This is a genomic window from Cellulophaga fucicola, assembly GCF_900119145.1.
Lineage (GTDB): Bacteria > Bacteroidota > Bacteroidia > Flavobacteriales > Flavobacteriaceae > Cellulophaga > Cellulophaga fucicola.
In genome coordinates this window covers 41,473-55,372 of record NZ_FPIY01000009.1, presented here as the reverse complement: position 1 = coordinate 55,372, position 13,900 = coordinate 41,473, and the positions used below count along the sequence as shown (strand labels likewise).

At 30.9% G+C, this 13,900-nt stretch carries 11 protein-coding genes and 1 rRNA gene; 1 reads left to right on the top strand and 11 read right to left on the bottom strand.

Features of this window, described 5'->3' with window-relative positions; translation table 11 throughout:
- Positions 1-53: 53 nt before the first annotated feature.
- Positions 54-163 (top strand): 5S ribosomal RNA (gene rrf, locus BT107_RS17030).
- A gap of 129 nt (positions 164-292) precedes the next feature.
- Here rrf and BT107_RS17025 read toward each other — a convergent pair.
- The 11 genes from BT107_RS17025 to rpsO all read right to left on the bottom strand — a co-directional run bounded on the left by BT107_RS17025 (position 293) and on the right by rpsO (position 13,706).
- Complete coding sequence (locus BT107_RS17025) at positions 293-1,006, bottom strand: hypothetical protein (RefSeq protein WP_072305047.1); 714 nt, start codon at positions 1,004-1,006, stop codon at positions 293-295.
- A gap of 270 nt (positions 1,007-1,276) precedes the next feature.
- A complete protein-coding gene (locus tag BT107_RS17020; protein WP_013620242.1) occupies positions 1,277-2,140 on the bottom strand; it encodes a sigma-70 family RNA polymerase sigma factor in 864 nt (287 codons plus the stop codon).
- A gap of 235 nt (positions 2,141-2,375) precedes the next feature.
- Positions 2,376-3,809, bottom strand: coding sequence for a glycosyltransferase family 2 protein (locus tag BT107_RS17015; protein WP_072305046.1), 1,434 nt, complete (start codon positions 3,807-3,809; stop codon positions 2,376-2,378).
- A 318-nt stretch (positions 3,810-4,127) separates the two neighbouring features.
- On the bottom strand, positions 4,128-5,327 hold the full coding sequence (locus BT107_RS17010) for a glutamate-5-semialdehyde dehydrogenase (protein WP_072305045.1): 1,200 nt from the start codon (positions 5,325-5,327) through the stop codon (positions 4,128-4,130).
- A gap of 13 nt (positions 5,328-5,340) precedes the next feature.
- Positions 5,341-6,111 carry a glutamate 5-kinase gene (proB, locus tag BT107_RS17005; RefSeq protein WP_072305044.1) on the bottom strand — a complete coding sequence of 257 codons (771 nt, stop codon included), beginning with the start codon at positions 6,109-6,111 and terminating at the stop codon, positions 5,341-5,343.
- A gap of 11 nt (positions 6,112-6,122) precedes the next feature.
- Positions 6,123-6,929, bottom strand: a complete 807-nt coding sequence (proC, locus tag BT107_RS17000) for a pyrroline-5-carboxylate reductase (RefSeq protein WP_072305043.1) — start codon at positions 6,927-6,929, stop codon at positions 6,123-6,125.
- 335 nt (positions 6,930-7,264) lie between these two features.
- The gene (locus BT107_RS16995; protein ID WP_072305042.1) at positions 7,265-7,972 is read right to left on the bottom strand and encodes a VWA domain-containing protein; all 708 of its coding nucleotides are present in this window, start codon (positions 7,970-7,972) and stop codon (positions 7,265-7,267) included.
- A 252-nt stretch (positions 7,973-8,224) separates the two neighbouring features.
- Entirely contained in the window at positions 8,225-8,974 is a 750-nt protein-coding gene (locus BT107_RS16990) for a LytR/AlgR family response regulator transcription factor (protein WP_072305041.1), read from the bottom strand.
- A gap of 21 nt (positions 8,975-8,995) precedes the next feature.
- On the bottom strand, positions 8,996-10,798 hold the full coding sequence (locus tag BT107_RS16985; RefSeq protein ID WP_072305040.1) for a tetratricopeptide repeat-containing sensor histidine kinase: 1,803 nt from the start codon (positions 10,796-10,798) through the stop codon (positions 8,996-8,998).
- Positions 10,799-10,964: 166 nt separating this feature from the next.
- A complete protein-coding gene (locus BT107_RS16980; protein ID WP_072305039.1) occupies positions 10,965-13,211 on the bottom strand; it encodes a polyribonucleotide nucleotidyltransferase in 2,247 nt (748 codons plus the stop codon).
- 225 nt (positions 13,212-13,436) lie between these two features.
- On the bottom strand, positions 13,437-13,706 hold the full coding sequence (rpsO, locus tag BT107_RS16975) for a 30S ribosomal protein S15 (RefSeq protein WP_072305038.1): 270 nt from the start codon (positions 13,704-13,706) through the stop codon (positions 13,437-13,439).
- Positions 13,707-13,900 lie beyond the last annotated feature (194 nt).

The following is a 13,900-nucleotide window of genomic DNA, read 5'->3' as shown; positions in this document are numbered from 1 at the left end:
TTAAAACTAGCTGTTGAGTGTTATACAATAGGTATAGCAATTAACAAACAATTTAAGGTGGCCATGGCGATGAGGCTCACCCCTTTCCATTCCGAACAGGGAAGTTAAGCTCATCTGCGCCGATGGTACTGCCACTAGGTGGGAGAGTAGGCCGTCGCCTTTTTTCAAAAGCCCTTATCTAACGATAAGGGCTTTTTTTATACCCTAAATTTAAGGATAGTATAGATTACAAGTCATAGTTTATACAAATAGCATCAAAAAAGGCCTAGATATACTCTAGGCCTTTTTTAGTTTATAGAGGGGTATACGCGTGTATAACCAAACTTGTACTAGTTAAATCTATATAGCCATAGTGAAGTTTATCTTTTGTGTCTAATGTATTGTCTTTGTTGATGTCTTGTAGTGTACTAAAATATAACCTTTGATTATTTAATGTAAATTTATGGCGGTATAAAATATCGTTTTTTACTAATGATAAACGCTTAAAATTACTACCATTTATATGACTTATATATAAGGTTGAATTGTCCTTAGCATCTATTAATTTATCATTATTTGTATCTGTGTCTAAAACAGAATAGAGAAGGAGTTCCTTTGTTGTGTTGTTGTATATATCTCTTAAAAAGGTAATGCTGTTAATTTTTATATCTTGAGTTGATAATGTAACAAACTTATTTGAATCTATTCCTTCAAAATTTAGATTCACAATGTTTCCTGTGATTATATCATTATAATGATTCACATAATCAATTGTGTTGTTATTGGCCTTGTATGAGCTTCTATCTAGGTATTTTTTAGGTTCCTTATCAACTAAAATAATTGGATGTATTAAGATTTGAGTAGTTATTGAATCTATTTGAATTGGTAGATCTGCAATTTTTTTACTGTCAGTATTTATTTTTTCTTGTTCTGTAGTTTCAGTATATAATTGTTCTTTAAAAATCTTCTTGTCACAGGAAGATAGTAATAGTGCTAGTAGCATTGTTGTGGTAATTACTTTTTTCATAGGTCTTGATTTAATTTAAGTAAACTTAAAGGAACCTATGTAAAGAAAAAATGGGCAGTGAGTAAAAGGGTAACTTTGGTTAGTTAACGATGCTTAACTATATAAAATGAAAAACTCCGGTAATCAGCCGGAGTTCATTCATCAATCAAAAAACGAACAGTTATGATAAACTGTTGTTACAGTTCACAAATTACAATTTTTATACCAAAAAGACAACAACAGTTGCTATAGGTTGTTAAAAAAAGAATTGTGCTTATAAACCGTTATGGTTTATCCAAGATATGTTTTTAATATTTTACTTCTAGAAGTGTGTTTAAGTCTTCTAATAGCTTTTTCTTTAATTTGTCTAACTCTTTCTCTTGTTAAGTCAAAAGTTTCTCCAATCTCTTCTAAAGTCATAGAGTGCTGCTCTGCTAAACCAAAATATAAACGTATTACGTCTGCTTCTCTTGGTGTTAGTGTTTCTAGTGCTCTTTCTATTTCTGTGCGTAAAGATTCTATTAATAATTCTCTATCTGGATTAGGAGATTCACCACTACGTAATACATCGTATAGGTTAGAATCTTCACCGTCAATTAAAGGAGCATCCATAGATACGTGACGGCCAGAATTTTTTAATGACTGCTTTACATCTTCAATAGTCATATCTAATTCTTTTGCAATTTCTTCTGCAGATGGCTTACGCTCATGTGCTTGCTCTAAGAAAGCAAAAGTTTTATTAATCTTATTAATAGATCCAATTTTGTTTAATGGCAAACGTACAATACGAGATTGTTCTGCTAACGCTTGTAATATAGATTGACGAATCCACCATACAGCATAAGAGATAAATTTAAATCCACGAGTTTCATCAAAACGTTGTGCAGCTTTAATTAGACCTAAGTTACCTTCGTTAATTAAATCTGGCAATGTTAGACCTTGATTTTGGTACTGCTTAGCAACAGAAACTACGAACCTAAGGTTGGCTTTAGTTAATTTTTCTAAGGCAACCTGATCTCCCGCTTTAATACGCTGTGCTAATTCTACTTCTTCATCGGCAGTAATTAAGTCTACTTTACCAATTTCTTGTAAATATTTATCTAGCGATGCGGTTTCCCTATTGGTAACCTGTTTTGTAATTTTAAGCTGTCTCATTTAATATATAATTTACGCGCAACCAAAGGGGTGCATATACTTATACGTAGAAAAAGAAGAAATGTTACATTTTAATAATGTTAATTTTATCTTTTTATTTTTATTTAGTCGAAAATAAACCTGTAACCCAACAAATAGACCTTGTTTTATTTCTTTTATTTTATATAGTTGATATAAAAAAAGTAGATGCACGGTACAGCACATCTACTTTAGTAATATAAAATTATTTGTTTTCTTATTTTTTCTCTGCCAAACCACGGGTTAACCAGCCTCTTCTACTTGCAGTAGCTATTGCGTAAGGTGTAATCCAGAATAAGCCAAATGTGTAAAGTATACTGTATGTATAGGCCCATAAAGATTCTTGTGGCTTGTATTTATTAGAATAAAATATAACCGAGAATGTTGATAGTATTAAAATACTGAATAATGTTGAGCTTAAAAATAATAATGGATGAGATACAATAAAGTATAGCATAAATATTAAAAATGGGTAACTCATTATTATTTTAATAGCTTGGCTTATAAATAATAATCTTGAACCTAATTTAGATTCTTTTCTAAAGTTAGTAAATACATACTTAGCCATTTCTATGTTTTCACGCACATTACTTCTTCCCCATCTAATGAACATCTTGTAAAGTCCTTTGTATTTTTCTGGGACATTAGTATATGCATTTGCATTTCTTTGAAAAAGCACGTGGTTACCTTCTTTCAAGATCATATTTGTCATAGCTCTGTCTTCACCAATATCAGATGGTTTACCCATAAAAGTTTGGTTAATCCATTTTGGTAGTATTTTAAAAACAGCAGAACTACGGTAAGCTGCTAGTGCTCCTGGCGTACATAAAACTGAATTTAATGTGCTTTCAGCAGAACGTACAAACTCAAAACTTAATACAAAACTAACATCTAGCATTTTTGGAATTAATGCTTTTGCTTTGTTTAATACTCTAATGTTACCAGCAACAGCACCTACCTTATCGTTAACAGCGAATGGGCTAACTAAATTTCTTAATGTATCTGCGTCTACAATAGAATCACTATCTACAGTAACAAAAACATCTCCTGTACCTATATTAAAACCACGGTATAATGCGTGTCTTTTACCTTTGTTCTCTGGTTGTTGGTATATTTCTACACCTTCACCTAACTTTTGTTTTGCTTTTTGCATCCAATTCCAAGTATCATCTGCACTACCATCATCAATAGAAATTAACTGTAGCTTTTCTTTTGGGAAATCGCTGTTAATTAAGCTAATTAATGTATCGTATACTTGTTTCCCTTCATTATATGCAGGAACAATTACGGTAACAGTTGGTAATTTTTCATCAGAAACAGATGCTATAGGCTTGTATTTAAAATATCTGTATAGTATAAATAAGAAAAATAAAACTTTAAAAGCTAACAAGCTTGCTGCAATAACCATAAATGTAAAGCCAAATAAAGAACTAGATCTTTCTTGATTAAACTGAAGAAAATCACTTTGAAAAGAAACTACATAATATATAGATCCTAACATTAGTATAAATGTGCTAACCAAAACTAGTATGGCTAGTGAATTGTTCTTTTTTGATTCAACTATTTTTTCATCTACTAAAGAGCGAAAGTCTTGAAAAACTGTAGCAGTTTTTTGGTATGATGTTTTTATAAGCATAGGTATAGTGTTCATAAAATTAAAAGTTTTTTATTGCTGTTCTCTCTTAGTTTTACGCACAGAATGGCTTTTTAGATTTTTAGTTTTTTTTATTTATGAATATCTTAAGAAAAAGAGGTTGTTTTGTCTTAAATTGTTAATTTGGTGTTAAATAAAGAGAGATTTAGCATTGTTTGGGATTAAAGAAAACTTGTTTTGACTCTTTTTATAGGTTAAAATTTATAGTAAGAAAAACTGTTTTTTTACTGTTTTTATAGGGGTTAAAAGCAAAAAAGAGATTGCCTTTTTGTGTAAAGACAATCTCCTTTTGTTAGCGCTAAAATTTAGGTGGTTTTATTCTCTTATGTGGCCATCTCCAAAAACATAATATTTGTTGGTTACAAGTTGTTTTAGACCTAACGGACCTCTATGGTGTAGTTTGTCTGTGCTAATTGCCAATTCTGCACCAACGCCCATTTGTCCGCCATCTGTAAATCTGGTAGATGCATTATGGTATACCGCAGCACTATCTACTTGCTCCATAAATGTTTTAGCTTTTTCAGAGTCTTCAGTCAGTATTGCAGCCGAATGTCCGCCAGAATAATTATTTATTTTATTTATAGCAGATTCTAAATCGTCTACTTCAGCAATAAGAATCTTTAATGCTAAAAATTCTTCTTCCCAAATAGCTGTATTTTCAATTTTATCATTTTCAGGTATTAAATTAGAAGTGTTTTTATCTGTAACAATACTAACATTAAGTTGTTTTAAAACTTGTTCTAATTCTTTAATCTTAACCTCATAATTACTAATGTTTTTATTTATTAGTACTTTATCTAAGGCATTACAACCAGATATTTTATCAGTTTTAGCATTTACAATTACACGCATTGTTTTAGTCCAGTCTGCGTCTTCCGCAACATATAAAAAGTTATTTCCACGACCACTAATTAGAACAGCACAACTGGCGTGTTCTTTAACAAATTTAATAAGACGTTCTCCTCCTCTAGGTACTATTAAATCTAGTTTTTCTGGTGGATTTCTTAAAAATTCTTGAGTCTCTTCTCTTTGAAGATGTAAAAGATTTATCCAGTCTTTAGAAATATTATTTTCTTCTAAAGCTTTGTGCCAACATTTTTCTAAAATAATATTAGTTTGTAACGCCTCTTTACCTCCTTTTAATAAAATTTTATTATTGGCTTTAAAGGCTAAAACAGCAGCTTCTATTGTAACATCTGGTCTAGATTCATAAATTATAAGAATAGTACCAAACGGAGCTGTTTTATTTGTGATTACTAAACCGCTATCTAAAGTTAAGTTAGATATATCTTTACCAACAGGATCTTCTTGTTCTTTTACTTCTGTAATGGCTTTAATCATTCCGTTTATTTTGGCGTTGTTTACTATTAAACGGTCTAAAAGTGCTTGGTCTTCTTTGTTAAAAGCTTCAATATCTTGTTTGTTTGCTTCTAGAATTTGTTCTCTGTCGTTCTCAATAATTCTTAGCATTGATTCTAGAACGTTATTTTTTATTTTGGAGCTTAATAATTTCATATTAATTTCAATTTTAATGAATAAATTTTGTTCCTATTTTTTTATTATCAATAATGTCTACAATAACATTTTGCTTTTTACCATTTGCGATGTAGGTTGGTATTTCTTTTTCTGCTGTACTTTTTGCTATTTTTAACTTAGAAGCCATACCGCCACGACCTTCACCTTCTTTTTTGTCACTAGCTTGTACATATTGCTCTACGTCTTGGTCGTGAGTAACTTCGCTAATTTGTTTAGAGTTTTCATCATCTGGATGTCCAGTGTATAAACCATCTGTGTCTGATAAAATAATAAGTCTATCTGCGTCTATTAACTCGGCAACTAAACTCGCTAGCTCATCATTATCAGAAAACATAGACATTGTTACAGAAACAGCATCATCTTCATTGGCAATTGGTATTATGCCTTCAGATAATAAACCTTCATAACAATTAATCATATTATCTCTATGTACACCTAAATCAAAATCTCTTTTAGTAGCCAATACTTGGGCGCAACGCATACCATAATCACTAAAAAGGCTATAATAATGTCTCATTAATCTAGGTTGCCCAACAGAAGAGTAGACTTGTCTTCTGGTAGATTTATCTGTGATGTTTGTTTCTCCTAATATTTCTTTTCCTGCAATAGCAGATCCAGAAGAAACCAAAACAACCATTATGTCTCTCTCGTACAATACAGAAATTTGACGAACGAGCTCTTTTAAAATTGGACCTAAAATTCTATTGTCTTTATTGGTAAGTACGTTTGTACCTACTTTTACAACCACTCTTTTAATTTCCATTTTATTGTTTTTTATTTTTCTTTTCCCATTTCTATGGCTCTGTTAAATGCAGCGTATGCAGCATCTTGTATAAGCTGTTTTACGTTATTATCTTCCATAGAATCTATAGCTGCTTGTGTAGTGCCACCTTTAGATGCTACGCGATCTATCCATTTTTCTGGTGAAATATCATTTTGATTAAATAATTCTATGGCTCCTTCAAAAGTGCTACTTACTAAAACTTTAGAGTCATAGTCTGAAAAGCCCATTTTTAAGGCTGCCTCTAACATAGATTGCATAAAGTAAAAAACGTAGGCAGGACCACTACCAGAAATACCTGTAGAGGCATCTATAAAGTTTTCTGTTTTAACGTGTATAGATGTTCCTGTTGTATCTAATAAATTACGAACCATTAACAACTCTACTTTAGATACTTCTTTGGATTCTGTGTAAGATGTTACGCCTTTACCAACCTGTGCTGGTAAATTTGGCATTGTACGTATTACTTTTTTGGCTTGTAATCTTTCTTGTATAGATTGTATGGTAACACCAGCCATTAAAGACACAAAAATTTGCTGATCATTAATCATAGATTTCATTTCAGAAAACAAATCATCGCTATGGTAAGGCTTAACCGCAATAAAAACTAAATCTGCTAGAGGTAAACAAGATTCTAAGTTTTCAAAAACATTAAATGCATCATTTTTTCTAAGTGTTTCAATTTTTTTTGGATCAGTGTCGTAAATTCTAAGTTTGTGTTTGTTTAAAAGTGGAGATTTAGACATACCTTCTGAGTATGTTAACCCCATATTACCTGCTCCAATTACTAATACTCTCATTTTATGTAAATATTGTTTTATATACTCTATAGGGCACAAGGACCATGCGAGAGTCCGTATTTTAAAATTCAATTTTAGGGATTCATTAATATGATAATGATACGCCTATAGATTGCGATGTTGTTAATTGAGGTGTAAAATGATTGCAATATTTTAAATTGAAAGAGTATTTTTTATATAGCGAGGGTGACAGACTGTCGCGTAAAATGTCTGTTTTTGAATAAAAAAGAACATTTTTGAATAAAAAAAGCCCAAAAAACTTATTTTTTTGGGCTTTTTTAGATTTTTTTTGAATCTAATTTTTTAAGATGTTACTATAGTACTAGACTTAAGACTTACATTTTTGAAGTAATAAATGTACCGTTGTTTTCTTGAGCTAATGTTCTCATAAAATCTAAATCGGCATCATCTCCAAATGCAATGGTGTGTATAATTATATTGTTAGTGTTTACTCTGCGTATTTCTTGTAGTACAGCATCAGGGCCACCGTTAGGTAAACCATCACTCATTAATACAATTTCTTCTACGCTACTTGTAGATAAAGCTTCTAATAAACCTTTTAGTGTATCTGTACCACCACCTGCTTTTAAATTTTGAACAAAAATATTAGAAGATGTTCTAGATGAATTATCTGCAACTCTAAATGCTGTAGATTGTTTTGTAACATTGTCGTTATAAGAAAAAACAAGAAATTTTTTACCGTCAGGAAGTCCTTTTATAGCAGGTATTAATTTACGTTTTACAGCACCAAGTTTAGTTGCTTCTTTGGTAACCTGTTTGCCCAGGATATTACCAATTTTTCCGCCAATAACTTTACTTACTTGGTTACCTGCTTTGTTGCCAACTTCTCTAACAACTTGGTCTTTTATAGAACCTTCATCTATACCTTCCATACTACCAGAGATATCTATAAGGTATAACGTATTTCTGGTAGAAGTTTCAATCCCAAAAAATTCATCAGATTTTTTTACAACATAACAAGATTGTACTAGTGTACAAATAGTTATTAAAGTTAAGATTGATAGTGTCTTTTTCATTTTCATTTTAATTATAGTTTAATAATTTTTTTATAGTTAATCTACCTAATATCGTATAACGACCTAGTTTAGTTTTGGAAGTGCTCTTTTTTATCTTCTATGGATTAAGATGATAATGCAATGTAGAATGTTGTGTTGATTGTGTTTTCTAAAATCTAAAATTAGAACTATTTAAAACGGTTATTCTTGTAAATGAGAATTTCACGAGAAGTAATTAGAAATAGCTGTGGTTTAAAGAGGATTTATAGTGAAGAGATATTAGAATAATTCATCAATATAAGTAAGAAGACTTTTTTTTCTGCTTTGAGCAACAGGAATAGCGTGTTTTTCGTTTAAAAGAACTTCTTCATTTCGTTTATCATATGAAGATATGTAATTTAAATTAATTAAATAACTCTGGTGAACACGGAAAAAATTATGATTGCTTAGCTTTTCATCAAAAGATTTAAGCGGTTTAGAAACTAATATGCTTTTGTTATTAGTAAGTAGAAAAGAGGTGTAGTTGTTATCAGATTTTGCAAACAGAATATCTTTTATATCTACAACGTGAATAGTATCTGCGTTTTTTAGAACTATTTTTTTTGATTGATCTTTATGAGAAAGATTATACATTAATGTACTTAACTGTGACTCGTGGTTTGTTTTACTAATATCGGTTAGTACTTTGTCTATGGCAGTCGTTAATTCTTTTTCATCATAGGGTTTTAATAAGTAATCTATAGCGCTAAACTTAAATGCATCAATAGCATATTTTGCGTATGAAGTGGTAAAAATTATTTTAAAATCTATGGTTTTAAATAAAGGAAGAAACTCAAAAGCATTACCATCTGTTAAAAAAACATCTAAAATTATAAAGTCTGGTTTTAGCTTTTTTATTACTTCGGCAGCATCATTAATACTATTAGAGTTACCAATTACAGCTATGTTTTTGTAATTTTTTATAATGGATGAAGCAAAAGAAAATGCCTGAGGATCGTCTTCTACAATAAAACAAGATATGGTCTGCATAGGATTGTAAAGATACTATATTTAAGTTGTTGTAAAACTTAAAACTACCTGAGTTCCTTTAGGAGTTGTGTTAACTTTGATGTCTCCTTTGAAATTTTTAAAAGTTCTATTTAGGTTTTTTAATTGTTCCTGTATAATATCTGTGCTCATAGATTTGTGCAATCTTTTAGAGTCGTCTTTTTTGATTTTAAAACCTTTGCCGTTATCAGTAATAGAAATATATAGAATAGAATTTTGTTTGTAATACTTAACGCTAATAATACCTTTGTCGTTATCTTTTAGGCCGTGTAATATGGCATTTTCTACAAAAGGTTGGGTAATTAATGTTGGTATCATATCAAAATCATCAACAACTGAGTCATCAATACTTATAGTATATGAGAATTTATTATTGTAATTAAGTGATTGTAAATTTAGATAAGATTCTAGTGCAATTTTATCATCTTCAACAGTAATAAAATCATCGTCAGATTTTTCTAAAACCAATCTAATTAATTTTGAGTAACTAGTAAGGTAAGAGCTCGATTTTTCTTTGTCATTTTGATGAATAAAATTCTGGATACTTTGTAAAGCATTAAATAAGAAGTGTGGGTTTAATTGAGTTTTTCTTAGTTTTTGTTGCAATAGAATTTTATCTAGTTGTTGTTGTATTTTGTAGTTTTTAAATCCAAAATAGCCAAGAATAACAAGTAACAAAACAAATATAAATATAGCTGTAATTAAATAGTTTTGTTGCTTTATGGTTAATGCTTGCAGCTTGTTTTGAGTATCCAAAATATGAATGCGTTGTTCTTTTTTCTCTGACTCGTATTTCTCTGTTAATTCTGCTACGCTTTCTTTTTGTTGTTCATTGGTAATAGAATCTTTTACTTTATCCTTTAAATCGGCATAGTGTAAGGCAGTTTTATATTCTTTTAAACCTAAGTAAGATTCTTTAAGGTTGTTATAGATATAGGTTTTAACATTGCCCTGTGCTCCTATAGTAGCGCTATCTAAATACATTATAGCTTTGTTGTATTCCTTTTTTTTAAGGTAAGCGTGGCCAACATTATTGTATGTAACTTGTAATGTGTTTTTAGTATTAAGTTCTTTTCTTAAAGAAATAGCTTTTTTGCCATAAGAAACAGCTAAATCATAATCTACACCTTGGTCGGTAAAATACATTGCTAGGTTAGTGTAGATTGTAGAAAGTATATTTTTAGAGTTGTGTTTTTTAGCAATTTTCTCTGCTTCAAAAATTGTCTCTGTATATTTATTAAAAAGGTTTTGATTGTAGTAAATGTTGCTTAGGTTAACTAAAATCTGAAGCTTTATTACTTCGTTAAAATCACTTAAAAGTAGAGCTCTTTCTAAATAAAGCTGTGCGTTTTTATAGTTTTTTAAAGAAGCATTAATAGCGCCAATGTTAGAATATGTACTAACAAGTTGTTTGTTATTTTTTGTTTGTTCTAAAATTTTTGCCGCTTGTAAATAAAAATCTAATGCTTTTTTAAAATCTTGTTTGTAGTATTGTATGGTGCCAATGTTATGTAGTGTTTGCCCCTTAATATATTTAGGTAACTTTTTTGATAGGTTATTCTGTAATAAAGAATCTGACTTTTTAAACTCTTTTTTTAAAATATGAAGACTACTTTTTTGTAATTGACTTTTAGCTAATAAAGTATCGTTGTTAATTAATTTTGATGATTTTATAGCTTTATTGACATAAAAAAATGAGCTGTCTATATGTTTCTGCGTTAGTTCTTTTGATTTTAACAATAGTTCTTCAATATTGTCTAGTGTATTAACCCCATTTTGTGCATTTATGTTTAATACGTTAAACACAAATATAAAAAGTATACTAGAGCAATATAGGATATTGCTAATGGTAGACTGGTATTTTAGTTTAAAGTAGGAGATTAACATTTTATAAAATAAAATTTTATGTAATATAGAAAAAGCCCAACAAAGTTAATTGTTGGGCTTTTATTATTTTGATAAAAATTAAAAATTAATCTTCTTTTTTATCTTCTCTAGGCTTACGATCATCACGACGATTGTCACGTCCACGATTATCTCTTCCTCTGTTATCACGACCACCACGGTCATTGTTTTCTCTTGGAGCTCTTTCTACATAACCTTCTGGTTTAGGTAATAAAGCTTTTCTAGAAACTTTTTCTTTACGTGTTCTTGGATCTACACCAAAGTATTTTACATCAAAAACATCACCCATGTTTACAACATCTGTAACATTTTCTGTGCGTTCCCAAGCTAACTCAGATACGTGTAATAAAACTTCGTTTCCTGGAGCCTCTACGTATTCCACGACAGCACCAAAATCTAACATTTTTATTACTTTAACCTCGTAAACACTTCCTTTTTCTGGTTTAAACAGTAAAGAATCTATTTTAGCTAAAACAGCATCAATACCATCTTGTGCAGTACCTAATATTTCAACAATACCTTCTTCAGTTACTGGATCTTCGTTAATAACAATAGTAGTTCCAGTTTCTTTTTGCATCTCCTGAATAACTTTTCCACCAGGACCAATTAAAGCACCAATAAATTCGTTAGGAATACGTCTAGTTACCATTTTTGGAGCGTGAGATTTAACATCTTCAGCTGGAGCAGAAATAGTATCCGTAATTTTACCTAAAATATGTAAACGACCTTCACGTGCTTGTTTTAGTGCATTCACTAAAATCTCGTATGATAATCCTTTAATTTTAATATCCATTTGGCAAGCAGTAATTCCTTCAGAAGTACCAGTTACTTTAAAGTCCATATCTCCTAAATGATCTTCATCACCTAAAATATCAGACAACACAGCATAACGGTCACCGTCAGAAATTAATCCCATAGCAATACCAGAAACAGGACGCTTCATTTTAACACCAGCATCCATTAAAGCCATTGTACCAGCACAAACAGTTGCCATAGAAGAAGAACCGTTAGATTCTAATACTTCAGAAACTACACGTACAGTATAAGGACAGTCTGCAGGAATCATTCCTTTTAAACCACGTTGCGCTAAGTTACCGTGACCAACTTCTCTTCTAGAAGTTCCTCTTAGTGGTCTAGCTTCACCTGTACAAAAAGGAGGGAAGTTATAATGTAAATAGAAATTTTCTTCACCTTCGTAAGATGGCATATCTATTTTGTTAGCATCTCTAGATGTACCTAAAGTAACTGTAGCTAAAGCTTGAGTTTCTCCACGAGTAAATATAGAAGAACCGTGTGTAGATGGTAAGTAATCTACCTCACACCAGATTGGTCTAATTTCATCAGTCTTACGACCATCTAAACGTAAACCTTCGCTTAATGTTAATTCACGAACAGCTTCTTTTTCAGCTTTACTGTAGTAACCTCCAACAAGATGACCAAATTCTTCCATCTCTTCTTCAGTAAAAGATGCTTTCACTTCTTCTTTTACTTCAGCAAATGCAGCAGTACGTTCTGCTTTAGAAGTTCCCTTCTTAGCAATAGCGTAACATTTATCGTAAGCTAAATCGTGTATTCTTTTTTGTAAATCTTCATTTACTTCAGCAGTTGCGTATTCACGAACTTCTTTTTTACCAAAAGCTTCAGCTAAACGTAACTGTGCAGCAATTTGTACTTTAATAGCTTCGTGAGCAAATTTGATAGCATCAGCCATTTCTTCTTCAGAAATCTCATCCATCTCACCTTCTACCATCATTACAGAATCAGCAGAAGCTCCAATCATCATCTCTAAGTCAGACTCCTCTAATTGTGTTCTTGTAGGGTTAATTACAAATTCACCATTAACACGAGCAACTCTAGCTTCAGAAATAGCACATTCAAATGGGAAATCTGATAACTGAATAGCAGCAGAAGCAGCTAAACCAGCCATAGCTTCTGGCATAACATCATCGTCATGAGACATTAACTGTATCATAACTTGCGTTTCTGCGTGGTAATCTTTTGGGAAAAGCGGACGTAAAACACGGTCTACTAAACGCATTGTTAAAACTTCTCCGTCACTTGGTCTTGCTTCTCTTTTAAAGAAACCGCCTGGGTAACGACCTGCAGCAGCAAATTTTTCTCTGTAATCTACTGTTAATGGTAAAAAGTCTACATCTGCTTGTTTGTAATTAGAAACTACAGTACATAATAACATACAGTTTCCAGATTGCACAACAACGCTACCATGAGCTTGTTTTGCTAATTTTCCGGTTTCAATAGAAATTTCTCTACCGTCCCCAAGGTCTATGACCTCTTTAAATACTTTTGGAATCATAAATTTTTTTTAAAGCCCAATTATTTTTTAATAAGGCTTGTTAAACAATGGTCTTACGTCTTTGTTAGACGAGGTGTTGTGTTGTTGTGTTGACCAATGAAAAACTATAAATAAGCTTTTAATTTTGCCTTATATCTAGATAAGGTCTTTGCACTTTTTGGTAAACAAATTTACATAAGTTTACCGGTATAAAAAAGGGGAAAGCATTGCTTTCCCCTTGATGTATTATTTTCTAATACCTAATTCTGCAATAATAGCACGGTAACGTACAATATCTTTTTTGATTAAGTAATCTAGAAGACTTCTTCTTTTACCTACCAATTTAACTAGAGAACGCTCAGTGTTGTAATCTTTGTGATTTCTTCTTAAGTGACCAGTTAAGTGGTTAATTCTGTGTGTAAATAAAGCAATTTGTGCTTCAGCTGTTCCAGAATCTTTTTCGTTTTTACCGTGTTTCTTAAAGATTTCGGTTTTTACTTCTTTTGTTAAATACATTCCAATATTTATTTAATGATTTTTATGTATATGACTGAATCTCAATCAAGCGGCAAATATACAATTTATTTGCGACAATTTTATTCTTGAAAAAGATAATTTTTTAGGGTGATGCTCAAACTCTTTAAAAATAAATAATCCTTGTTTTTATATTACTATTGCTAGTGTATAGAAACAAGGATTAAAGTATTATT